The sequence below is a fragment of the Variovorax sp. DAIF25 genome (assembly GCF_050711835.1).
Lineage (GTDB): Bacteria > Pseudomonadota > Gammaproteobacteria > Burkholderiales > Burkholderiaceae_C > Variovorax.
This window is the reverse complement of sequence record NZ_CP136637.1, coordinates 2,208,834-2,231,424: the sequence shown is the minus strand read 5'-3', so window position 1 is coordinate 2,231,424 and position 22,591 is coordinate 2,208,834. Positions and strand designations below refer to the sequence as shown.

The following is a 22,591-nucleotide window of genomic DNA, read 5'->3' as shown; positions in this document are numbered from 1 at the left end:
TCGGCGTTTCAGGGACTCGCACGGGAGTGGCTCAGCGGTGGCCGAAGCGTTGGGCGACGGCGGCGAAGGCCGCGTCGGTGGCCTGCAGGGCCAGGTCGATGTCTTGCACGGTGTGTGCCAGCGACAGGAACATGTTGTGCTTCGGGTGCAGGTAGACGCCGCGGCGCAACGCCTCGACCGTGAACACTGCCCCCTTGTCGAAGCCCGGGTCCTCGTGGAACAGGATCAGCGGCAGCGCCGCCGGGCCCGTCTGGCGCACCGGCACCCCATGGCTCGCGGACTGCGCGGCGATGCCGTCGCGGAAACGCTGGCCCATGGCCTGCACATGGCCCACCACGTCCTGCGCATCGGCGACCTCGATCGTTGCCAGGCCCGCGGCCATCGCCACGCCGCCCGACCAGAACGAGCCCGTGGTGTAGATGCGCGTGGCCGCTTCGCGCAGCGCATCGACGCCGGTCACGGCCGCGAGTGCATAGCCGTTGGCGATCGACTTGCTCCAGGCACTGAGGTCGGGGCGCACGCCCACCGTCTCCCAGCTGCCGCCCGCATGCACGCGGAAGCCCGCGCGCACCTCGTCGAGGATCAGCGCGGCACCCGCTTGGTCGCACAGCTCGCGGGCACGGCGCGCGAACGCGGGCGTGGGCAGCTCCTGGTCGATGCCCAGGTCGTGCTTGAAGGCCGCGCAGACGATGGCGGCGAGGTCCGTTCCCGCCTGGGCCACAGCCGCCTCGAGGCTCGTGATGTCGTTGTAGGTGTAGTGGATCAGGTGCGCGCGGTCCTCGGGCGTGATGCCCTGGGGGATCGGCGTGCACCAGGGGTCTGCGCCGTGATAGGCCTTGGTCGCGACCAGCACCTTGCGCTTGCCGGTGGCCGCGCGCGCCACCATCAGGCAGACGGTGGTGGCATCGGTGCCGTTCTTCTGGAACAGCACCCAGTCGGCATGGGCGCTGCGCGCGACGAAGCGTTCGGCCAGCTCGACGAAGCGCGCCGTGGGGCCGTCGAGGCAGTCGCCCAGAGCCTGCTGCTTGCGGGCCGCCTCATCGACCACCGGATGGTGATGGCCCAGCAGGTTCGGGCCCCAGCTGCACATGAAGTCGATGTATTCGTTGCCGTCGACGTCCCAGACGCGGCAGCCCTGGCCGCGCTCGAAGAACTGCGGATAGCCCGCGGGCAGCGAGGCCGCATTCAGGTGCCCCGTCATGCCGCCGGGCACGACCTTGGCGGCGCGTTGCCGAAGCTGGAGATCGTGACGGTTCGACAAAGGGGAAGAGGCGGCGGAAGACACGGACGGCATGCGGGATCCTTGGCTGCTTTTTCGAAGTTTGACACATGATATATCATGTTTGATGTAGTGCAAATCCGATGGATCGCGTTCGCGGCGCCTCCGGCGCGCGGGGTTTCGCCCATGAAAAAGCCCTCGGTCCTTCGCAGGATCGAGGGCTTCTCGGCATGGGCGGGCACGGGGCGGATCGACCGCATCGGCACGCGCTGCTCCTATGATGCGGGCGCCCTCCCCTTCCCGCCCGCGCCATGCAACGCTTCACCATTTCCCTCGACGACGAACTCGCGGCCCAGTTCGATGCCTTCATTGCCGCCAAGGGCTACGTCAACCGCTCGGAGGCCGTGCGCGACCTGATCCGCTCGCGCCTGGGCAGTGCCTCGCTCGACAAGCCCGCGGCGAAGCGCTCGAACTGGTGCGTGGCCAACGTCAGCTATGTCTACGACCACCACGAGCAGACCGTGACCACGCGGGTGCTCGACCTGCAGCACGACCACCACGACCTGGTGATCACCAGCCTGCACACCCACCTCGACCACGACCACTGCCTCGAGACCGTGGTGCTGCGCGGTCCCACCGCCGCGGTGCGCGCCTGCGCCGAGCAGTTGGTGGCGCTGCGCGGGGTGCGCCATGGCAACGTGCACCTCGTGCCGCTCGACGCGGGCGAGTCCCATGCCCATGGCAACGCCAGGCCGCACCGCCACCTGAAGCCGCTGAACTGAGCGCCGCGCCGGCCGCGTGCGCCGATTGGCGTATGGTTTCACGCCCTGTCGTATGAATAATTCAAAGTTGTTCATACATTAGAAGAGGGATCCATGCGCATCCTCCCGCGGCGCTCCCCGTGCCTGTTCGCCACGGCGATGCTTGCCGGCGTTCCGGCCTGTGCCCAGCCCGTCCACCTGCCCCCGATCGAGGTCAGCGGCCCGCGCGATGCGGCCATCGGCACGGCCGACAGCGCGAGCGAAGGCGCGGTGGAGAAAGCCTCGTTCCAGGCCCGCCCCAAGCTGCGCCCCGGCGACATCGTCGAGGCCGTGCCCGGCGTGGTCGCCACCCAGCACTCGGGCGACGGCAAGGCCAACCAGTACTTCCTGCGCGGCTTCAACCTCGACCATGGCACCGACTTCGCGGTCACGGTCGACGGCATGCCCGTCAACATGCCCTCGCACGGCCACGGGCAGGGCTTCGCGGACCTCAACTTCCTGATCCCCGACCTGGTCTCGGGCGTGCGTTACCGCAAGGGGCCCTACTTCGCCGATGGCGGCGACTTCGCGCTCGCGGGCACGGCATCGCTCGACTACGTGAGCGCGCTCGATGCGCCTTTTGCCGAAGTCACGCTGGGCGCCAACCACTTCCGCCGCCTGCTCGCGGCCGGCTCGCGCACCGTGCAGGACCAGACCTGGCTCGGTGCGATCGAGCTCGAGGGCAACAACGGGCCCTGGGACACGCCCGAGCGCCTGCGCAAGGCCAATGCCGTGCTGCGCTACTCGCAGGGCTCGCCGGTGCGCGGGCTCAGCCTCACGGCCATGGCCTACCAGAGCCGCTGGAACTCCACCGACCAGATCCCCGAGCGGCTGGTCGACAGCGGCGAGCTCTCGCGCTTCGGCTCGCTCAACACCACCGATGGCGGCAAGACGCGCCGCCTCAGCCTGTCGGGCAAGTGGTTCGACAACAGCCCCGAGGGGCAGACGCAACTGAGTGGCTATGTCATCGACTACCGCTTCGACCTGTTCTCGGACTTCACCTATTTCCTCAACAACCCCGAGCAGGGCGACCAGTTCGAGCAGACCGATCGTCGTCGGGTCTTCGGATTGCAAGGCACGCACAGCAGGCCTAACTCGATCGGGGGGCTGGATGGCGTCCTGAGCTTCGGAGGCAGTTGGCGCGGTGACCGCATCGGCGAGGTGGGCCTGTACAACACAGCGGCGCGCGAGCGGATTTCGACGGTGCGCAACGACAAGGTGCAGCAGGACCTGTTCTCCATGCATGCCCAGCAGCTCGTGAACTTCAGCGAGCGCTGGCGCGGCTACGTGGGCCTGCGCGGCGACCTGCTGCGCTACGACGTGCAGGGGCGCGAGCCGCTCTATGGCCCGATCAACAGCGGACGCGGCCATGATTCGCTCGTGAGCCCGAAGGCCGGCCTGGCCTTCACCGTGACACCCACCCATGAGCTCTACCTCAACGTGGGCACGGACTTCCACAGCAACGACGTGCGCGGCGCAACGATCAACGTCGATCCGACGAACGGCCTGCCCGCGGACCGTGTGCCCGCGCTCGTGAAGGGGCGCGGTGCCGAGATCGGCTGGCGCTTCCAGCCCAGCGAGGACTTCAGCCTCACCACGGCGCTGTGGCAACTGCGGCTCGATTCGGAGCTGGTCTATGTCGGCGACGCCGGCACCACCGAGCCCGGCCGCGCCAGCAGCCGCCGCGGCATCGAGGCCACGCTGCGCTGGAAGCTCGGTTCGCGCTGGCGCTTCGAGGCCGATGCGGCGATCTCGCGCGCGCGCTTCCGGGGCCTGGCGCCCGAGGGCGAAGGCAACTACATCGACAACGCGGTGGAGCGCGTGTTCGCCGCGGGCGTCATCTACACCGAGGGCCCGCTGACGGCCTCGCTCCGCCTGCGCTACATGGGCCCGCGCGCGCTCGACACGCTGAACACGGTGCGCTCGCGCGCCACCACGCTGCTGAACTTCGGCGCACGCTACGCGGTCAACAAGCAGCTCACCCTGGGCCTGGACGTGTTCAACCTCGCAGGCCGCAAGGGCAACGACATCGAGTACTTCTACGCCTCGTGCAGCGCGGGCGAGGTGGCGCGCGGTGCCTGCGGCGACGGCATCGACGGTCGCCACATCCATCCGATGGAGCCGCGCAGCGCGCGGGTCAGCGCGCGCTGGACCTTCTAGCTACCGAAAACCCGGGATGGCCGCCCGCGCCGGCTGAGCAACAATCACCGCTTCCGCGGTTGATCACCTCAGGCGAATGCGCGCTCCCTCCCTTTCGGTCCGGCTCATGCTGGTCGCTTCGGCGGCCCTGTTGCCGCTCGCGGTCGTCTGCGGCTTCGCGCTCAACGGCCTGCTCCAGGCCCAGCGCGCGCAGACCCAGACCTCCACCATGGGCGTGGCGCGCGCGCTCGCCACCTCGGTCGACAGCGAGCTGCGGCTCACGATCTCGGCGCTGCAGGCGCTGGCGCTGGCCGAGCCGCTGGGCGCCAACGAGGACAGCGGCCTGATCGACGCGCTGGTGCTCGCCAAGTCGCTGCGCGCCACGCATCCCGAGTGGCGCGGCGTGCTGCTGATCGCGCCCTCGGGCAAGGTGGTCTTCAGCAGCGAGGGCTCGGTGGCCGGACCCGACGGCGAGGTGGTCGAGGCCGCCAGCCTGGCCGAGGTGATCCGCACGCGCCAGCCCGGCATCGGCGCGCTGACGCCGGGACCGCGCGGCAACCTGGCCTTCGCGGTGCGGGTGCCGGTGATACGCGACGACACGGTGCGCTACGTGCTCACCGCCATCGTGCGGCCCGAGGCGATCGGCGCCGTGCTGGCGCGCCAGCGCGTGCCCGAAGGCTGGACGGTCTCGGTCTTCGATTCGGCGCTGACGCGCGTGGCGCGCTCGCGCGAGGACGAGCGCTTTCGCGGCCGCGCGCCCAGCGACAGCCTGCGCGCGCTGCTGCAGAAGATGAAGGACCGGCGCGAATACGTGGGCACCACGCGCAACGTCGACGGCACCGAGGTGCAGACGGCCGTGGCGCGCATCGACGTCACGCCCTGGATCGTCGCGCTCGGCGCCCCCACCGCGGTGGCCGACGACGCACTGCGCCGCACCCTGGTCGCCTATGGCGGCGGCCTGCTGGTGTCGCTGCTGCTCGGCGCGCTCGTGGCCTGGTGGATGTCGCGCTCGATCACGCGGCCGATGGCGCGCCTGCGCCGCAGCGCCGACGCGCTCGGACACCGCCTGCCGGTCTCGCCCCATGCCTCGGGCATCGCCGAGATCGACGCCGTGGCACAGGCGCTGGCCGATGCCTCCACGCAACGCACCGAGCACGAGGCCGAACGCGACAGCCTGCTGAACGCCGAGCGCGAGGCGCGCACCGTGGCGCAGGCGGCGCAGACGCAGCTCGAGCGGCTGGTGAGCGCAAGCGCGGTGCTGTCGCGCTCGCTGGAGGAGGAGTCGACCCTGCAGGCCATCGCCGGCATCATCGTGCCGCACGTGGCCGACCTCTGCCGCATCGACCTGCTCGACGAGCACGACGTGCTCGAGCGCAAGCTCACCCACCATGCCGACCCCGCGCGCAGCGCCGAGATCGCGAAGTTCGTGGACAACAGCGCGGCCCCGACCACGGGCCCGGGCTCGTTCCCCTGGGCCATCGCCAGCGGCCAGACCTTCATCGGCAACCTCGACCGTCCCGGCGATTTCGAGCTGCTCGACCCGCAGTTGCGCGGCTTCGTGCAGATGCTGGGCCTCACGGCCGGCTGCGTGGTGCCGCTGGTGGCGCGCGGCCGCACCATCGGCGCGATGGCGATCCTGCAGGACCGCTCGAAGCGGCGCTTCTCGCCGGCCGACGGCGCGCTGATCGGCGAGCTCGCGCAGCGCGCCGCGCTGGCCCTGGACAACGTGCGCCTGCTCGCGCGCGCCCGCAAGGCGCAGACCCAGGCCGAGGTGGCGAGCCAGGCCAAGGACGAGTTCCTCGCCATGCTGGGCCACGAGCTGCGCAACCCGCTGGCGCCGATCTCGCTCGCGCTCACGCTGATCGAGCGCAAGGACGAGAAGGCCTTTCCGCGCGAGCGCCAGATCATCGAACGGCAGGTGCGCCACCTGTCGCGGCTGGTCGACGACCTGCTCGACATCTCGCGCATCGTGTCGGGAAAGATCGTGCTGCGGCCCGAACCGGTCGACCTGCGCGACGTGGCCGCCAAGGCGATCGAGCTCACGCAGCCCGCGCTGCAGCCGCGCGCGCGCATGCCGCGGCTGAGCCTGCCCGACCAGCCGGTGCCGGTGCTCGGCGATCCGCTGCGGCTGGTGCAGATCGTCTGCAACCTGCTGAACAACGCCGCCAAGTTCACCCAGCCCACCGACGGCATCGCGCTGGACCTGCGCATGGTCGACGGCCAGGCCGAGCTGTCGGTCAGCGACGAGGGCATCGGCATCGCGCCCGAGCTGCTGCCGCACGTGTTCGAGCGCTTCGTGCAGGGCGCGCAGCAGCTGCAGCGCGCCGCCGGCGGCCTGGGCCTGGGCCTGGCCATCGCGCAGAGCCTCGCGAAGCTGCACGGCGGGTGGATCGAGGCGCAGAGCGCCGGCGCGGGACAGGGCAGCCGCTTCATCGTGCGCCTGCCGCTGGCCGGCGCCGCGGCCACCGAACCCGAGGCACCTGCAGATGCGGCCGCCATCGAGGCCCCCACCCTGCGCCTGCTGCTGGTCGACGACAACCTCGACGCGCTCGACGTGCTGGCCGAGTGGTTCGCGCTCGAAGGGCACGAGGTGCGCAAGGCCGGCAGCGCCGAGGAGGCGCTGCAGCTGCTCGAGGCCGGGCCCGTGGACGCGGGCATCTTCGACATCGGCCTGCCCGGCATGAGCGGACATGAACTCGCGCGGCGCGTGCGCGAGCGAGAGCGTGAATCCGGCACGCGCCGGATGGCGCTGATCGCGCTGACCGGTTATGGCCAGGAATCGGACCGGCGCCAGGCGCTCGAGGCGGGCTTCGACGCCCACTTCTCGAAGCCGGCCGACCTCGGCAAGCTGCGCGAGGCGCTGCGCCAGCTCACGGACGATGCGCCGGCTACCGCCTGAGCGGCGGCGCTTTCAGTCGAGCCTTTGTTGCTGCGGCAGCGAGGTGATGAAGAAGCGGATCGGCACCTCGCGCCAGACCACGGTGCCGTCGTCGGGCGTGGGCTTGAACTGCCACTTCCACACCGTCTCGACCGCCGAGCGGTCCAGGCGCGGATAGCCGCTCGATTTCTGCACCTCGATCGCGGCCGGCTTGCCCGCCGGCGTGGTGCGCACGCGCAGCATCACCATGCCCTGCTCGCCATTCGTGCGCGACTCGGCGGGATACGGCGCATTGGGATTGGGCGGGTTGGGTTTCCATTCGCCGGGGTCCGCGGGTGGATTCGCGGCACAGGCGGCCAGCAGGGCGAGGGTCGCGCCCGCGAGAAGGGTGCGAGCGAAAGAGGAACACAGGTTCATGAGGCTGTTGTCGTGGTTGTGGTCGCTGGCGACGGGGGCATTCTGCATCGCCATGTCGTGGCGGCGGCTTCGCATCATCCCGGATAGAGGCGCGCACTCAGGCTCGCACTCGCCTTCTGCAGCGCCGGCAAAAAGGCCTCGCGAAACTCCGCCAGCGTCATGCGCTCTGTTCGCACCGCGATGCTCATCGCCGCCACCACCTGCTGCGCGCGATCGCGCACCGGCACGGCCATGGAGCGCACGCCGAGTTCGAGTTCGCCGTCGTTGCTGGCGTAGCCCTCGCGCCGGCAGCGCGCGACGATGGCCAGCACCTCGGCCGCGTCGGTGACGGTGCGCGGCGAGAGCCGCGGGCGCGGCATGGCGCGGATGCGGCGCTCGGCCTCCTCGGGCGGCAGGCTCGCGAGCAGCACGCGGCCCAGCGCCGCGCAGTAGGCCGGCAGGCGCGAGCCGATGCCCAGGCCGGTGCTGAGGCTGCGCCGCGCGGTGGAGCGCGCAATGATGATCGCGTCGTCGTCCTGCAGCAGCGCGAGCGAGGCCGACTCGCGCGTGCGCTCCGACAGCGCGTCGAGCAGCGGCTGCGCCACCGAAGGCTCGGGCCGCGACGCCAGATAGGCATGCGCCACCAGCAGCGCCTTCGGCAGCAGCCAGAAGCGCTTGCCGTCGCTGTCGAGGTAGCCGAGCGCGCGCAGAGTCAGCAGCGAGCGCCGCGCCGAGGCCGGCGTGCTCATCGTGAGCCGCGCGACCTCCGACACGTTGAGCCGGCTGTGCTGGCGGCCGAAGCAGGTCAGCACGGCCAGCCCCTTCTCGAGCGAAGCGACGAAGTTCTTGTCTGGGACGGCCTCGTCCTCGCCCGGGGCGGTGGTTTCGTTTTTGCGCATAGCGCAAATCTAGCTTGTCCGGCCACCGGCTCGCAAGGACACTGAAAACCCCTCGATGCACGAACAAGACGGAGACACACGATGTTCCACAGACTCGCCGCGCGCACGCTCGGCCTGGCGGCCCTGGCCGCGCTGATGCTGCCCACGCTGCTGCCCGCCGCGCAGGCGCAGACCGCCAACGAGAAGGTCGCGCGCATGATCGTGCCCTTCCCCGCCGGCGGCACCGCCGACATCCTGCCGCGCGTGGTGGCCGACAAGCTGCGCGACCAGTTCCCCGGTGGCCTGGTGATCGAGAACCGCACGGGCGCCGGCGGCAACATCGGCGCCGACGTGGTCTACCGCGCCGAGCCCGACGGCAAGACCCTGCTGGCCTCGCCGCCCGCGCCGATCGCGATCAACCAGCACCTCTACAAGAAGCTGGGCTTCGATCCCACGCGCTGGGTGCCGGTGACGGTACTTGCGACGGTGCCCAACGTGCTGGTGGTGAACCCGAAGCTGCCGGTGCACAACGTGGCCGAGTTCATCGCCTACCTCAAGGCCAACCCCGGCAAGGTGAGCTTCGCCTCGCAGGGCAACGGCACCACCTCGCACCTCACGGCCAGCCTGTTCATGCAGCTCACGGGCACCGAGATGACGCACGTGCCGTACAAGGGCACGGCGCCCGCGCTGGTGGACCTGATCGGCGGCCAGGTCGACGTGTTCTTCGACAACATCTCCTCCTCGCTTCAGTTCGCGCGCACCGGCAAGGTCCGCATCCTCGCGGTGGCCGACGAGCACCGCAGCCCCGCGCTGCCCGAGGCGCCGACCTTCGCCGAGCAGAAGCTGCCCGCGATGAATGCCGTGACCTGGTTCGCGGTGGTCGCGCCGCCGGGCACGCCGGCACCGATCGTGGCCTCGACGCAGAAGGCCATCGCCACCGCGCTCGCGCTGCCCGACGTGAAGCAGAAGTTCGCCGAGCAGGGCGCCGAGCCGCGCGGCTGGGACAGCGCCCGCACCGGCCAGTTCATCCAGGCCGAGTCCGCCAAGTGGCACAAGGTCATCCAGAGCGCCAACGTCACCCTCGAGTAAGCCCGCCATGTCCATCGCTTCATCCACCGCGCCCGCGCAGCCGATCCACTGGTCCGGGCCCGGCCTCACGCGCATCCCCTTCGGCGTCTACAGCGACGCGCAACTGGCCGCCGACGAACAGGCGCGCATCTTCCGCGGCCAGACCTGGAACTACCTGTGCCTCGAGGCCGAGCTGCCCGAGGGCGGCAGCTACCGCACCACCTTCGCGGGCGAAACGCCGGTGGTGGTGGTGCGCGACGACGACGACGAGATCTATGCCTTCGAGAACCGCTGCGCGCACCGCGGCGCGCTGATCGCGCTCGAGAAGTCGGGCCGCAGCGAGAACTTCCAGTGCGTCTACCACGCCTGGAGCTACAACCGCCAGGGCGACCTGACGGGCGTGGCCTTCGAGAAGGGCGTGAAGGGCCAGGGCGGCATGCCCGCGAGCTTCTGCAAGGAGGCGCACGGGCCGCGCAAGCTGCGCATCGCGCGCTTCTGCGGGCTGGTGTTCGGCAGCTTCTCGGAGGACGTGCCCTCGATCGAAGAGTACCTCGGCGACGAGATCTGCGCGCGCATCGAGCGCGTGCTGCACAAGCCGGTGGAGGTGATCGGCCGCTTCACGCAGGCGCTGCCCAACAACTGGAAGCTCTACGTCGAGAACGTGAAGGACAGCTACCACGCGAGCCTGCTGCACCTGTTCTTCACCACCTTCGAGCTCAACCGCCTGTCGCAGAAGGGCGGCGTGATCGTCGACGAGAGCGGCGGTCACCACGTGAGCTACTCGATGATCGACGCGGCCGCGGAAAAGGACGCCTCGTACAAGGAACAGGCGCTGCGCTCCGACAACGACCGCTACCGCCTGAAGGACCCGAGCGTGCTCGCGGGCTTCAAGGAGTACGACGACGGCGTGACCTTGCAGATCCTCTCGGTGTTCCCGGGCTTCGTGCTGCAGCAGATCCAGAACTGCCTCGCGGTGCGCCAGGTGCTGCCCAAGGGCAGCGCGCGCACCGAGCTCAACTGGACCTACATCGGCTACGCCGACGACACGCCCGAGCAGCGCCGCGTGCGGCTCAAGCAGTCGAACCTGGTCGGGCCCGCGGGCTTCATCTCGATGGAGGACGGCGCGGTCGGCGGCTTCGTGCAGCGCGGCATCGCGGGCGCGGCCGACCACGAGGCCATCGTCGAGATGGGCGGCGACGGTGCCGTCTCAAGCGAGGGACGCGCTACCGAGGCCTCGGTGCGCGGCTTCTGGAAAGCCTATCGACAGCACATGGGCGCTTGAGCACCCGACGAGGAAAGAACACCCATGATCGACCTGCTGGCGCTGTGCGCCTTCAACGCGGCCTATGCCGATGCCATCGACAGCGATGCGCTCGAGCGCTGGCCCGACTTCTTCGCCGAGGACTGCCACTACCGCATCACCCACGTCGAGAACGAGCGCGAGGGACTGCCCGCGGGCATCGTCTACGCCGACTCGCGCGCGATGCTCGAGGACCGCATCGCCGCGCTGCGCGAGGCCAACATCTACGAGCGCCAGCACTACCGCCACCTGCTGGGCATGCCGCTGCTGCTCGAGGTCGAGGGCGACACGGCGCGCGCGCGCACGCCCTTCATGGTGGCGCGCATCATGGCCACGGGACAGACCGAGATGTTCGCCACCGGCAGCTACGAGGACCGCTTCGTGCGCCGCGAGGGCCGCCTGCTGCTGCAGTCGCGCGTGGCCGTGTGCGACAGCACGGTGACCGATACCCTGCTCGCGCTGCCGCTGTGAACGCCGAGTCTTCTCTTGAAACGCCGCGCCGGCTCGCGCTCACGGCGGGCGATCCCAACGGCATCGGGCCCGAGATCGCGCTGAAGGCATTGGCCGCGCTGCCGCGCGAAGACCGTGGGCGCATCGTTCTGTACGGACCGGCCAACGTGTTCGAACGCACGGCGGCACAGCTCGGCCTCGATGCGCTGCTGCGCGATGCAGCACTGATCGCCACCGGCGACCTCGAATCGCAAGCCGGACTCATCGACGCCGCAGCAGGCGCCTCCGCGGTCGCCTCGGCCACGGCCGCGCTGCAGGCCTGCCGGCGCGGCGAGGTCGATGCGGTGGTCGCCTGCCCGCATCACGAGACCGCGATCCACCGCGCCGGCATCGCCTTCAGCGGCTATCCCTCGCTGGTGGCGCGCGTCTGCGACATGGCCGAGGACCGCGTGTTCCTGATGCTCGTGGGCGGCGGGTTGCGCATCGTGCATGCGACGCTGCACGAGAGCGTGCGCACCGCGCTCGAGCGCATGACGCCCGCGCTGGTGGCCGAGGCGATCCGTGCCGGCGCGCGGGCCTGCGCGACGCTCGGCGTGGCTCGGCCTTCGATCGGCGTGTTCGGCATCAACCCGCATGCGTCCGAGGGCGGGTTGTTCGGGCCCGAGGATGCGGCCGTCGTCGCCCCGGCGGTCGAGGCCGCGCGTGCCGAGGGCCTGCGCGTGGACGGCCCCGTGGGCGCCGACCTGCTGCTCGCCGATCGCGCGCACGACCTCTACGTGGCGATGTTCCACGACCAGGGCCACATCCCCGTCAAGCTGCTGGCGCCGCGATCCGCGAGCGCCCTGAGCATCGGCGCCGACGCGCTGCTGTCGAGCGTGGGCCATGGCAGCGCGATGGACATCGCGGGCCGCGGCATCGCGAGCCCCGAGGCCGTGCTGCGCACCATCGCGCTGTTGTCGGGCCTGCCGACCGTGCCCGGCGAGGTCGTGCCATGAGCCACCGCATCGCCATCGCCGACAGCAACCTGGCCTTCGACGGCAACGAGGGCGAGACCGTGCTCGACGCCGCATTGCGCGCCGGCATCGAGCTGCCCCACTCGTGCCGCAAGGGCGTGTGCGGCAACTGCGCGGGCACGGTCGCGCACGGCGAGGTCGCGCCCACGGGCCGCGGCGCGATGGTCAACGAGACCTGCGGGCCGGGCCAGGTGCTGTTCTGCATGTGCACGGCCGCGAGTCCGGCGCTCGAGATCCGACCGGTCTCGTGGCGGCGCGTCGATCCCGCGGCGCGCAAGCGCTTCGCGGCCAAGGTGTTCCGCCACCAGCTCGCGGCGCCCGACGTCTCGCTGCTGCAGCTTCGGCTGCCCGCGGGCCAGCGCGCGCGCTTCCAGGCCGGCCAATACCTGCAGTTGAAGCTCGACGACGGCAGCACGCGCTGCTACTCGATGGCCAATCCGCCGCACGAGAGCGACACGCTGTCGCTGCATGTGCGCCACGTACCCGGCGGCGCCTTCAGCGCGCGCGTGCCGCAGCTCGCGAACGGCGATCTGCTCGAGGTGGAGCTGCCGTTCGGCGCGTTCTCACTGGCCGGTAAAAGCGACGATACCGGCCCGCTGGTCTTCGTGGTCGGCGGCACGGGCTTCGCGCCGGTCAAGTCCATCCTCGACGACCTGATGAAACGCCGCGTCGACCGGCCGATCACGCTGCTCTGGGGCGCGCGCCGGGCGCAGGACATCTATCTGCCCGCCGCGATCGCGCGCTGGCAGCGGCAGTGGCCTTCGCTGCGTTTCATCGCGGCGTTGAGCGACGAAGACGCCACGGCGGATGACAGCCTGGGCGCCGAGCAGGTCCGCGGCCGGGCCGACGAGGCCCTGGTGCGGGCCTGCCCCGACCTGCGCGGGCACGCGTTGTACTGCTGCGGTTCGCCCGCGATGGTGGCGGCGGTGCGCGAGGCCGCGCTCGCGCGCTGCGGCCTCGATGCCGCCGACTTCCATTCCGATGTGTTCGTGGAGGGCCCGGCGGCCTAGGAGGCCGCGCTCAGCCGGGGCGCTGGTTGATCAGTCTGATCAGCGCATGCGGCTGCAGCGGCTTGCCCAGGTGCACGTCGAAGCCGGCCTCGGTCGCCTTGCCATGGTCCTGCGGCCGGGTGAAGGCCGTGTGCGCGATCGCGAAGACCCGCGGCTTGCCGTGCTCGACCTGGAGCAGCCGCAGTTCGCGGATCAGGTCGTAGCCATCGCGGCCCGGCAGGCCGATGTCGCTCACCAGCACGTCGGGCCACTTCTGGTCGAGCAGCTGCAGTGCCACGTCCACGTCGGGCGCGATGCGCACCAGCGCGCCCGCGTCGGACAGCACCACGGCCAGGATCTCGCTGGCGTCCGCGTTGTCCTCGACCACCAGCACCTCGAGCCCCGCGAGCAGGTGGTCCGACGGCGAATCGGCGGACGGCTGGCGCGCATCGAGCAGGATGATCCCGCCGTCGCCATCGGGCACCACGCCGAGCGACACGCGCAAGGTGGCGCCCTTGCCCTCGCCCTCGCTGTGCGCCGAGACCTGCCCGCCATGCAGCTCGGCGAGGTTCTTGACGATCGACAGCCCGAGGCCGAGCCCGCCGTGGAAACGGTTGTCGGGCGAGTCGCTCTGCGAGAAGCGGTCGAACAGGTGCGGCACGAAGTCGCTCGCGATGCCGCGGCCGAAATCCTGCACCGACAGGTGGAGCCGGTCGCCGTTGCGCACCAGGTCGACCACGATGCGGCCGCCCTCGTCCGAGAACTTGATGGCGTTCGACAGCAGGTTCCACACGATCTGCTGGAAGCGCGTGCCGTCGAGCCAGGCGGCCTGCTCAGCGCCTTCCTGGTTGAAGTGGATGAGCAGCTTCTTCGCGGCCACGGCCGCATTCGAGGCCTCGATCGAGGCGGTCACCAGCGCGGCCGGGTCCACCCATTCGCGGTGCAGCCGCAGCTTGCCCGAGCTGATGCGCGAGACGTCGAGGATGTCGGAGATCAGCCGCGCCTGCGCCTTCACGCTGCGGTCGATGGCGTTGAGGCCCTTCTCCATCTGCTCGGGCGCGCGGTTGCCGACCTTCAGCAGATGCACCCAGCCGCCGATGGCGTTGAGCGGGTTGCGCAGCTCGTGCGAGAGCACGGCCACGAAGTCGTCCTTGGTGCGGCTCAGGCGCTCGGCCGAGGCGCGCGCCGCCTGTTCGCGCTCGAGCACCTCGCGCCGGCGCGTCTCGAGCTCGAAGCGCTCGGACACGTCGAGCGCGATGCCTACGCGCAGGCCCGGCTCGATCGCCGTGGACATGGTCCATTCGAGGCGGGTCCAGCGGCCGTCCTGGCGCAGCAGCGGGAACTCGCCGGTCCAGGTCGCCAGGGGCTGCAGCGGGTCGTCGTTCTCGACGGTGTGGTCGTGCACGAACGCGGTCCAGTCGGGCGGCGCGAACGCGCTGACCGCCTGGCCGATCAGCGTCTCGCGCGGCCGGCCCAGCATGCCGACCATCGCGGGATTGACGTCGGCGAAGCGCCCCAGGGCGTCGACCAGCGCGAAGCCCAGCGGCGCCTGGTCGTAGATGGCACGAAAGCGCGCCTCGCTCGCGCGCTGCCGCTCCTCGGCCAGCCGCGCGCGGATCAGCGCCTGCAAGGTGGCGATCAGCACCGGCGGCTCGACCGGGTGCACCAGGTAGGCATCGGCGCCCGCATTGAGGCCGGCCACCTTGTGCTCGTTGCGCACGAAGGTCGCCGACAGGTGCACCACCGGCAGCGTCGATGTCTCGGGCCGCTGGCGCAGTTGCTGGCAGACCTCGAAGCCGCTGAAGTCGGGCAGGTGCACGTCGAGCACCACGGCCGAGATGTTCTTCGGCGCCAGCCGCACGGCCTCGCCGCCGGTGCCCGCCTCCTGGGTATGGAAGCCGGCCGCGCGCACCACGCGCGCGGTGGCGTAGCGGGTGGTGGGGTTGTCGTCGACCACCAGCACCGTGTGCTGCGAACGGTCGATGGTGATGTTGATGACGGGGTCGATGTTCATGCCTGCCCCGCGTGTTGTTCGTTCCCGGCGCCGCCCTGTCCGTTCCAGCCCCAACCGTCCTCGCCGCCCTGCGCTTCGGTGCCGGGCTGGCGCCGCAGCTGCACCGGCAGCGTGACCGAGAAAGTCGATCCCTCGCCGAGCGCGCTCTCGAGCTCGACGTGGCCGCCGAGCAGCGTGGCGAGCTGCTTGCTCAGCGACAGCCCGAGGCCGGTGCCGCGCAGCCGCTTCTGCACCGGCGAATCGACCTGCGAGTAGTCGTCGAAGACGGCCGCATGGTGCTCGGGCGCGATGCCGATGCCGGTGTCGGCCACCGAGAAGCGCACGCGGTCGTCGCCCACGCGCATCGCGGTCACGCGCACCTCGCCCTCGGGCGTGAACTTGAGCGCGTTCGAGATGAAGTTGCGCAGGATCTGCGACAGCTTGCGGTCGTCGGTGTAGAGCTTGGGCAGCCCCTCGGGCTCCTCGAAGATCAGCGCGGTGGCCGGGTTGCGCAGCACCGGGCGGAACATGCCGCGCAGCGCCGAGAACAGGTCGACCATCTCGAACCAGGCCGGCGAGATCTCCACCCGGCCGGCCTCGATCTTGGCCAGGTCGAGCAGGTCGTCGACCATCTCGGCGAGTTCCGAGGCCATGGTCTCGACGAAGCCGACCTGCTTCTCCTGCTCGGCCGTGAGCGGGCCGTCCATGCGGTCGCTGAGGATGCGCGTGATGCTGCGGATCGCGCTGATCGGCGTGCGGAATTCGTGGCTCATGTAGGCCAGGAAGCGGCTCTTGAGCTCGGTGGCCTTCTTGAGCTGCTCGGCCTGCGCATCGAGTTCGGCATAGAGCGCCACCACGCCGCGGTTGGTCTCCTCGAGTTCGGCGCGCAGGTCGGCGCCCTCCTGCCGACTCTCGGCCAACTGACGCACGAGCGCCGAGGCGTCGGTGTCGTACGCGGTGTCGGGTTCGCTGCTGCTCATCGCCATTCCTTTCGCCGCAGAACCACGACCGTCGCATCGTCGCGGTGACGCGTATGGTCGCGCAAAAGCACGGCGGCCACCAGCGTCGGATCCTTTTGCAGCAGCCCCCGGACGCGGTCGGCATGCCAGCGCGTCTCGATGCCGTCGCTGTGCAGCACCACCAGCGCATGCGGCGGCAGCTCCAGCGTGGCAGTCTCTGGCTTGCGGATCTGCATGCCGGCGGTGCCGTGCTGGGTCACGATGGACTTGTCGAAGGTGCCCGAGAGCACGCGCCCGATGATGTTGCCGGCGCCGGACCAGGCGATGCGCCCGCTTTCCGTGTCGAGGCTCAGCACGCACACGGCCGCGCCGCGCGTGGTCTGCAGCCGCTGGTGGATCTGCTGCAGCGTGTCGCGCAGGTCGCGCTGCGGCGTCTCGGCGAAAGCCTCGGCCGCGGCCTGCCCCGCCTTGGCCGCCTCGGGCCCATGGCCCAATCCGTCGGCGAGCAGCACGCAGAACGCATCGCCCTCGTCCGAGACCGTGGCGGCCCAGGCATCGCCGCTGACGGATTCGAACGGCGCCGGCAGGCACAGCGCGCCGATATGCAGCCGCTGCGCGCCCGGTGCCTCGCCCGCGCCGCGACCGCGCGCCTCGCGCACGCGCGCCACGCAGACCGTGCCTTCGGGCACGGAGGAATGGATGTCGAACGCGTCGGCCAGCCGCCGCACCGCGCCGAGGCCGGTGCCGGGCGTGTTGCCCGAGGAGTGGCCGTCCTGCATCGACAGCGCGAGGTTCTCGATGCCCGGTCCCTGGTCGATCGAGACGATCTCGAGCTCGTGCATCTGCGGCCGCGCGGCGATCAGCAGACGGCCCTTGCGCGCATGCCGCAGCAGGTTGGTGCCGAGTTCGGTGACCACCAGCGCGACCCGGCCCGCGTCGACCTCGTTCCAGGCCATCTCGGCCACGGCCTGCGCCGCATGCCGCCGCGCCTCGCCGATGCGGCTGGCATCGTCGATCGGAAACGCCTTGTGGGTCCAGCCCGCGATCACTTCCACTTGGTGATGCTCACGCGCGTGCCGACGCCGGGCGCCGATTCGATCTCGAAGTCGTTCACCAGCCGCTTGCTGCCCGGCAGCCCCAGGCCCATGCCGGTGCCGCTGGTCCAGCCGTCGGTCAACGCCAGCGCGATGTCCTCGATGCCGCGGCCCTCGTCCTCGAAGTGCAGCAGCAGGCCGCGCCGGCCGTTGCGCTCGACGAACTCCCAGCGCATGCGCCCGCCACCGCCGTGGATCAGCGCGTTGCGCGACAGCTCGCTGGCGGCCGTGATCATCTTGGTCTGGTCGACCAGCGACAGCTTGAGCTCCTGGCACAGCGCGCGCACCATCTGGCGGCTGGCCACGATGTTCTGCTCGGACAGCAGCGGCAGCGTGCCCGTGGGGTCAGCGGCCAAGAGCGTTCTCCAGGCGCGCGCGGCGCAGCATCTCCATGCCGCGCTCGACGTTGAGCGCCGTCTTCACGCCATCGAGCGACAGCCCGAGCTCGACCAGCGTGATCGCCACCGCCGGCTGCATGCCGACCACCACCGTGGTGGCCGACAGGATGCGGGCGATGCCCGAGATGCTGGTCAGCATGCGGCCGACGAAGGAGTCGACGATCTCGAGCGCGGAGATGTCGATCATCACGCCCGAGGCGCCGGTCCTGGAGATCTGGCCGGCCAGGTCGTCCTGCAGCTGCAGCGCGGTCTGGTCCTGCATGTCGACCTGGATGGTCACCAGCAGGATGTCGCCCATGCGCAGGATGGGAATGCGGTCCATGGCGACTCCGCTCAGGCCGCGCGCTCGATGCGCCAACCCGCCTGCTTGAGCGCCAGCGAGAGCGCGTCGGCCAGCGTGGCCTTGGTCTGCACGCCCTGCAGGTCGATGCCCAGGTGCACGATGGTCTGGGCGATCTGCGGCCGGATGCCGCTGATGATGCAGTCGGCGCCCATCAGGCGGATCGCGGTCACGGTCTTGAGCAGATGCTGGGCCACCAGGGTGTCGACCGTGGGCACGCCCGTGATGTCGATGATCGCGATGCCGGAGCCGGTCTCGACGATGCGCTGCAGCAGCGCCTCCATCACCATCTGCGTGCGGCCGCTGTCGAGCACGCCGATCATCGGCACGGCCAGCACGCCTTCCCACAGCTTCACGACCGGGGTCGAGAGTTCGAGCAGCTCTTCCTGCTGGCGGCGGATGATGTCCTCGCGCGCCTGCTGGAAGGTGGTGACCGTGTGCTGCGCCAGCTTGTCGACCGCGGCCGACAGCGCCCACAGCGCCGAGGCCATGCCGGCGGAATCCTTCGCCAGCCGGCGCTGCAGCGCAGCGAACAGCGGCTTCTTGAGCGCCAGCACGAACAGGCTGGTGTCGCCGGCCGATTCGCCCTTGGCCGCACGCGTGCGCGAGAGGTTGGCCAGCGTGTCGCGCAACGGTGCCCATTCGGCCGCCTCGAAACGCTCGGCATCGCCGCCCGCGGCCAGCACGCCGTCGAGCTGGCGCAGCAGCTCGGCGCCCTCGGCCCTGGCCGCGCGGCGCGCGCCCGGCTCGTTCACCCCGGCTTCGTTCAGCCAGCCCTCGATGATGTCGTTCTCTTCCTCGCGCAGCGTCGCGCGCAGCGCTTCATGGTCGTTCTTCATGGATTCCTCTCGGTATTCGTACGGTTCCCGGTCCCACCACCGATCGCCGTGTGCATCGATCATGCACGCGGTGACTCCCGTCCCTCTTTGAGTATTTGGTTTCGCATTCGGGATCGTATCCCCCGGCCCAGCGCGCGAGAGACGCGGCGTCGGTCAAGCGATGCCGCGTCTTGGCGTAGGCCGTGTCCCACGCTCGGGATCGGCGGACCGGGACTTCGACTTGGCCCGGATTCGCGGCGGCGCGCAATGTCTTTTGACATAGCGGCGGATTTCTTGTTGCCTGGATGTGGGATGCAGGCCGCGCTGCGTATCCATTCGTACGCCGACGTACTGCTTGCGCCTACATGCGCGGCGCGCCGGCGCGGGACAATCGCGCCATGGTGGAGATCAGCAACATGGACATGGATGCACTGGCCGCAGAGGCTGCGGAATGGCGCCGTCGCGCCCTGCGCGGCGACGCGCGGGCGCGCGGCATGGCGCATGAACTGGAGCGCACGCTGCGCCGGCACCTGCCCTCGATGCCGGTGGCGGGCCTGGAGCTCGACACCCGGCCGCTCGAACTTCGCAAGCCGCCACCGCGCTGGTGGAAGCTTTGGTAGGCAGGGCTTTCGCCCTGCCCTCCATCGGGTTCCTTCAGTTCTTTCCCAGGGCCGCGACCACCGCGTCGCCCATTTCCTCGGTGCCCACGCGCGTGCTGCCGGCCTGGTAGATGTCGCCGGTGCGCAGGCCATCGGCCAGCACGCGGCGCACCGCCTGCTCCACGCGATCGGCATGGGCCGCCTGGCCGAAAGAGAAGCGCAGCATCATCGCCATCGACAGGATCGCGGCCAGCGGGTTCGCGAGGTTGCGCCCGGCGATGTCGGGCGCGGTGCCGTGAACCGGCTCGTACAGGCCGAAGCTGCCGGCCGCCATCGAGGCCGAGGGCAGCATGCCGATCGAGCCCGTGAGCATCGCGGCCGCGTCGGACAGGATGTCGCCGAAGATGTTGCCGGTGACGATCACGTCGAACTGCTTGGGCGCGCGCATCAGCTGCATCGCCGCCGCATCGACGAACAGGTGCGTGAGCTCCACGTCGGGATACTCGGCACCCACGCGCGTGACCACCTCGCGCCACAGCTGCATCACCTCGAGCACGTTGGCCTTGTCGACCGAGCACAGCCGGCCCTTGCGCGCGCGCGCCGTGCGGAAGGCCACGTGCGCGATGCGCTCGACCTCGGGCTCGGAATAGCGCATGGTGTTGAAGGCCTCGCGCTCGCCCGCGGCATTGACGCCGCTGCCGCGCGGCTCGCCGAAATAGACGTCGCCCGTGAGCTCGCGCAGGATCAGGATGTCGAGCCCCTCGATCACCTCGGGCTTGAGCGTGGAGGCGCCGATCAGCTCGGGGAACAGGAAGGCCGGCCTGAAGTTCGCGAACAGGCCCAGCTCCTTGCGCAGGCGCAGCAGGCTCGCGCCGGGCCGCATCATGAACGGAATGGCTTCGTCGCCGGGCATGCCGGCCGAGCCGAACAGGATGGCGTCGGCTTTGCGCGCGATCTCGCTGGTGGCCGCGGGCAGCGGGTCGCCCGCGCTGTCGATGCCGGCCTGGCCGATTGCGGCATGCGCGAGTTCCAGTGGCTGGGCCGTGCCCACCACGGCCTTCAGCACCTTCAATGCCTGGGCGGTCACCTCGGGGCCAATGCCGTCGCCCGGCATCACTGCGATCTTCATGTCTGGGAACCTTTTCTAGCGGGTCAGAGGGAGGAATGGGACAGCGCGGCATCGGCGGCGCGGCGCCGCTCGAAGTCCTCGATGCGCGCGCGCTGGGTCAGCGTGTAGTCGATCTCGTCGAGGCCCTCGAGCAGGCAGTGCCGCGCGAAGGGATCGATGGCGAAGGACTCGACCTCGCCGCCGGGCCGCGTGACGGTCTGCGCGCGCAGGTCCACGCGCAGGCGCGCGCCGGGCGCTGCGGCGAGTTCGGCCAGCATCGACTGCACCGTGTCCTCGGGCAGGCGTACGGGCAGCAGGCCGTTCTTGAGCGCGTTCGAGAAGAAGATGTCGCCGAAGCTCGGTGCGATCACGGTGCGAAAGCCGCCGTCGTGCAGCGCCCACACCGCATGCTCGCGCGAGGAGCCGCAGCCGAAGTTGCGGCCCGCCACGAGGATGCGCGCCTGCGCGTACACGGGATCGTTGAGCACGAAGTCGCCGCGGCGCGCGCCCGCGGCATCGTGGCGCACGTCGTGGAACAGGTAGTCGCCGAAGTCGTCCGAGCGCGGCTTCTGCAGGTAGAGCGCGGGCACGATCTGGTCGGTGTCGACATTGATGCGCGCGAGCGGCGCGGCGACCGCGTCGAGGGAGATGAAGGCTTCCATGGGTTCGGGGCGTGGTTTCGTGGCTGCGGCGCTTCAGCGCGCCGGCGGGATGGCGCGCACGTCGGTCAGCCGGCCGGTGATGGCGGCGGCCGCGGCCATTGCGGGGCTCATCAGGTGGGTGCGCGAGCCCGGCCCCTGGCGGCCGACGAAGTTGCGGTTCGAGGTCGAGGCGCAGCGCTGGCCCGCGGCCACCTGGTCGCCATTGGTGCCCAGGCACATCGAGCAACCGGCATGGCGCCATTGCAGGCCGGCGTCGCGGAACACCGCATCGAGACCCTCGGCCTCGGCCTGCTGCTTCACGAGCCCCGAGCCGGGCACGACCCAGGCTTCCACGCCCGCGGCCACGCGCCGGCCGCGCACCACCTCGGCGGCGCTGCGCATGTCCTCGATGCGGCCGTTGGTGCACGAGCCGATGAAGACGCGGTCGACCGCGAGGTCGGTCAGCGCCTGGCCCGGTGCCAGGCCCATGTAGTCCAGCGTGCGCCGCATCGCCTCGCGCCGTTCGGCGCTGGTCGCCTGCGCGGGATCGGGCACGCGGCCGGTGATCGGCAGTGCGTCCTCGGGGCTGTTGCCCCAGGTGACCATGGGGGCGATGTCGGCGGCCGAAAGCCGCACTTCGCCGTCGAAGGCCGCGCCCTCGTCGCTCGGCAGCCGGCGCCAGGTGGCCAGTGCCGCATCCCAGGCCGCGCCGCGCGGCGCCTCGGGCCGGCCGGCCAGCCATTCGAAGGTGGTGTCGTCGGGCGCGACCATGCCCGCGCGCGCGCCGGCCTCGATCGACATGTTGCACACCGTCATGCGGCCCGCCATCGAGAGCGCGCGGATCGCCTCGCCCGCGTACTCGATCACGTGGCCGGTGCCACCGGCGGCGCCGATGCGCGCGATCACGGCCAGGATGATGTCCTTGGCCGACACGCCTGCGCCGAGCCGGCCATCGATGGTCACGCGCAGCGTGCGCGGCTTGCGCTGCCACAGCGTCTGCGTGGCCAGCACGTGCGCCACTTCCGAGGCGCCGATGCCGAAGGCCAGCGCGCCGAGCGCGCCGTGCGTGGCCGTGTGGCTGTCGCCGCAGACGATCACGCTGCCCGGCAGGCTCAGGCCTTGCTCGGGACCGACCACGTGCACGATGCCCTGGCGGATGTCGTCGAGCCCGAAGAAGCGGATGCCCGCGGCCGCGCTGTCGTCGTGCAGCGCCTGCGCCATCGCGCGCTTCTCGGCATCGGCGATGTCGGCCAGCACGCGCGAACCGGTGGGCACGTAGTGGTCGGGCGTGGCGAAGGCGCGCTCGGGCCGGCGCACCGGCAGCTGCCGCTGGCGCAGCATTTCGAAGGCCGGCGCGGAGCCGTCCTGCACCAGGTGGCGGTCGACGTACAGCAGGCTCTGGCCGTCGTCGCGCTGCATCACGACATGCGGCTCCCAGATCTTGTCGAACAGGGTGCGGGGAGCGGGGGAAGCGGACATGGAATCGTCGGGAGCGTGGGAAGAAGGGAAAG

Annotated in this window: 21 protein-coding genes; 9 read left to right on the top strand and 12 right to left on the bottom strand. The window is 70.7% G+C overall.

Features of this window, described 5'->3' with window-relative positions:
* Positions 1-31 precede the first annotated feature (31 nt).
* Positions 32-1,261, bottom strand: a complete 1,230-nt coding sequence (locus tag R0232_RS44805) for an aminotransferase class III-fold pyridoxal phosphate-dependent enzyme (protein ID WP_431513643.1) — start codon at positions 1,259-1,261, stop codon at positions 32-34.
* A 269-nt stretch (positions 1,262-1,530) separates the two neighbouring features.
* Here R0232_RS44805 and nikR point away from each other — a divergent pair, with 269 nt between their 5' ends.
* From nikR to R0232_RS44790, 3 genes are all read left to right on the top strand, one after another.
* The gene (gene nikR / locus R0232_RS44800; RefSeq protein ID WP_093355885.1) at positions 1,531-2,001 is read left to right on the top strand and encodes a nickel-responsive transcriptional regulator NikR; all 471 of its coding nucleotides are present in this window, start codon (positions 1,531-1,533) and stop codon (positions 1,999-2,001) included.
* A 93-nt stretch (positions 2,002-2,094) separates the two neighbouring features.
* On the top strand, positions 2,095-4,179 hold the full coding sequence (locus R0232_RS44795) for a TonB-dependent receptor (RefSeq protein ID WP_431513642.1): 2,085 nt from the start codon (positions 2,095-2,097) through the stop codon (positions 4,177-4,179).
* A gap of 106 nt (positions 4,180-4,285) precedes the next feature.
* Positions 4,286-7,057 (top strand): ATP-binding protein, encoded by a 2,772-nt coding sequence (locus R0232_RS44790; protein WP_431513641.1) that lies wholly within the window; start codon positions 4,286-4,288, stop codon positions 7,055-7,057.
* A 12-nt stretch (positions 7,058-7,069) separates the two neighbouring features.
* On the opposite strand, the gene R0232_RS44785 is transcribed toward R0232_RS44790, so the two are convergent.
* Together R0232_RS44785 and R0232_RS44780 are read right to left on the bottom strand one after the other, a co-directional pair.
* Complete coding sequence (locus R0232_RS44785; protein WP_177239541.1) at positions 7,070-7,501, bottom strand: energy transducer TonB; 432 nt, start codon at positions 7,499-7,501, stop codon at positions 7,070-7,072.
* A gap of 26 nt (positions 7,502-7,527) precedes the next feature.
* Positions 7,528-8,331 (bottom strand): IclR family transcriptional regulator domain-containing protein, encoded by an 804-nt coding sequence (locus R0232_RS44780; protein ID WP_431513640.1) that lies wholly within the window; start codon positions 8,329-8,331, stop codon positions 7,528-7,530.
* Between the two features lie 81 nt (positions 8,332-8,412).
* On the opposite strand from R0232_RS44780, the gene R0232_RS44775 reads away from it, so the two are divergent.
* Genes R0232_RS44775 through R0232_RS44755 form a run of 5 tightly spaced genes read left to right on the top strand, consistent with a single transcriptional unit; the run spans position 8,413 to position 13,151 of the window.
* Positions 8,413-9,399, top strand: a complete 987-nt coding sequence (locus R0232_RS44775; RefSeq protein ID WP_256222959.1) for a Bug family tripartite tricarboxylate transporter substrate binding protein — start codon at positions 8,413-8,415, stop codon at positions 9,397-9,399.
* Between the two features lie 7 nt (positions 9,400-9,406).
* Positions 9,407-10,660, top strand: a complete 1,254-nt coding sequence (locus tag R0232_RS44770; protein ID WP_431513639.1) for an aromatic ring-hydroxylating dioxygenase subunit alpha — start codon at positions 9,407-9,409, stop codon at positions 10,658-10,660.
* Between the two features lie 24 nt (positions 10,661-10,684).
* Complete coding sequence (locus R0232_RS44765; RefSeq protein WP_431513638.1) at positions 10,685-11,149, top strand: aromatic-ring-hydroxylating dioxygenase subunit beta; 465 nt, start codon at positions 10,685-10,687, stop codon at positions 11,147-11,149.
* Positions 11,146-12,123, top strand: a complete 978-nt coding sequence (locus R0232_RS44760; protein ID WP_431513637.1) for a PdxA family dehydrogenase — start codon at positions 11,146-11,148, stop codon at positions 12,121-12,123. Before R0232_RS44765 ends, R0232_RS44760 begins: the two co-directional genes overlap by 4 nt.
* Positions 12,120-13,151 (top strand): 2Fe-2S iron-sulfur cluster-binding protein, encoded by a 1,032-nt coding sequence (locus tag R0232_RS44755; protein ID WP_431513636.1) that lies wholly within the window; start codon positions 12,120-12,122, stop codon positions 13,149-13,151. The genes R0232_RS44760 and R0232_RS44755 overlap by 4 nt, the downstream gene beginning before the upstream one ends.
* Positions 13,152-13,161: 10 nt before the next feature.
* Here R0232_RS44755 and R0232_RS44750 read toward each other — a convergent pair whose 3' ends face one another.
* The 6 genes from R0232_RS44750 to R0232_RS44725 are packed head-to-tail and all read right to left on the bottom strand — an operon-like array spanning position 13,162 to position 18,753.
* A complete protein-coding gene (locus R0232_RS44750) occupies positions 13,162-15,144 on the bottom strand; it encodes a response regulator (protein WP_431513635.1) in 1,983 nt (660 codons plus the stop codon).
* Positions 15,141-16,103, bottom strand: coding sequence for a sensor histidine kinase (locus R0232_RS44745; protein ID WP_431513634.1), 963 nt, complete (start codon positions 16,101-16,103; stop codon positions 15,141-15,143). The genes R0232_RS44750 and R0232_RS44745 overlap by 4 nt, the downstream gene beginning before the upstream one ends.
* Positions 16,100-17,137 carry an ATP-binding protein gene (locus R0232_RS44740; RefSeq protein ID WP_431513633.1) on the bottom strand — a complete coding sequence of 346 codons (1,038 nt, stop codon included), beginning with the start codon at positions 17,135-17,137 and terminating at the stop codon, positions 16,100-16,102. The genes R0232_RS44745 and R0232_RS44740 overlap by 4 nt, the downstream gene beginning before the upstream one ends.
* On the bottom strand, positions 17,128-17,532 hold the full coding sequence (locus R0232_RS44735; protein ID WP_093353192.1) for an anti-sigma regulatory factor: 405 nt from the start codon (positions 17,530-17,532) through the stop codon (positions 17,128-17,130). The genes R0232_RS44740 and R0232_RS44735 overlap by 10 nt, the downstream gene beginning before the upstream one ends.
* Positions 17,522-17,896 carry an STAS domain-containing protein gene (locus R0232_RS44730; RefSeq protein WP_431513632.1) on the bottom strand — a complete coding sequence of 125 codons (375 nt, stop codon included), beginning with the start codon at positions 17,894-17,896 and terminating at the stop codon, positions 17,522-17,524. Before R0232_RS44730 ends, R0232_RS44735 begins: the two co-directional genes overlap by 11 nt.
* Before the next feature lie 11 nt (positions 17,897-17,907).
* Positions 17,908-18,753, bottom strand: a complete 846-nt coding sequence (locus tag R0232_RS44725; protein WP_431513631.1) for an STAS domain-containing protein — start codon at positions 18,751-18,753, stop codon at positions 17,908-17,910.
* A gap of 377 nt (positions 18,754-19,130) precedes the next feature.
* Here R0232_RS44725 and R0232_RS44720 point away from each other — a divergent pair, with 377 nt between their 5' ends.
* Positions 19,131-19,352, top strand: coding sequence for a hypothetical protein (locus R0232_RS44720; protein WP_208513274.1), 222 nt, complete (start codon positions 19,131-19,133; stop codon positions 19,350-19,352).
* Between the two features lie 34 nt (positions 19,353-19,386).
* Here R0232_RS44720 and leuB read toward each other — a convergent pair whose 3' ends face one another.
* The 3 genes from leuB to leuC are packed head-to-tail and all read right to left on the bottom strand — an operon-like array spanning position 19,387 to position 22,559.
* The gene (leuB, locus tag R0232_RS44715; protein WP_208513275.1) at positions 19,387-20,460 is read right to left on the bottom strand and encodes a 3-isopropylmalate dehydrogenase; all 1,074 of its coding nucleotides are present in this window, start codon (positions 20,458-20,460) and stop codon (positions 19,387-19,389) included.
* A gap of 23 nt (positions 20,461-20,483) precedes the next feature.
* Positions 20,484-21,101 carry a 3-isopropylmalate dehydratase small subunit gene (gene leuD / locus R0232_RS44710; protein ID WP_431513630.1) on the bottom strand — a complete coding sequence of 206 codons (618 nt, stop codon included), beginning with the start codon at positions 21,099-21,101 and terminating at the stop codon, positions 20,484-20,486.
* Between the two features lie 33 nt (positions 21,102-21,134).
* The gene (gene leuC, locus R0232_RS44705) at positions 21,135-22,559 is read right to left on the bottom strand and encodes a 3-isopropylmalate dehydratase large subunit (protein ID WP_431513629.1); all 1,425 of its coding nucleotides are present in this window, start codon (positions 22,557-22,559) and stop codon (positions 21,135-21,137) included.
* Between the last annotated feature and the right edge of the window lie 32 nt (positions 22,560-22,591).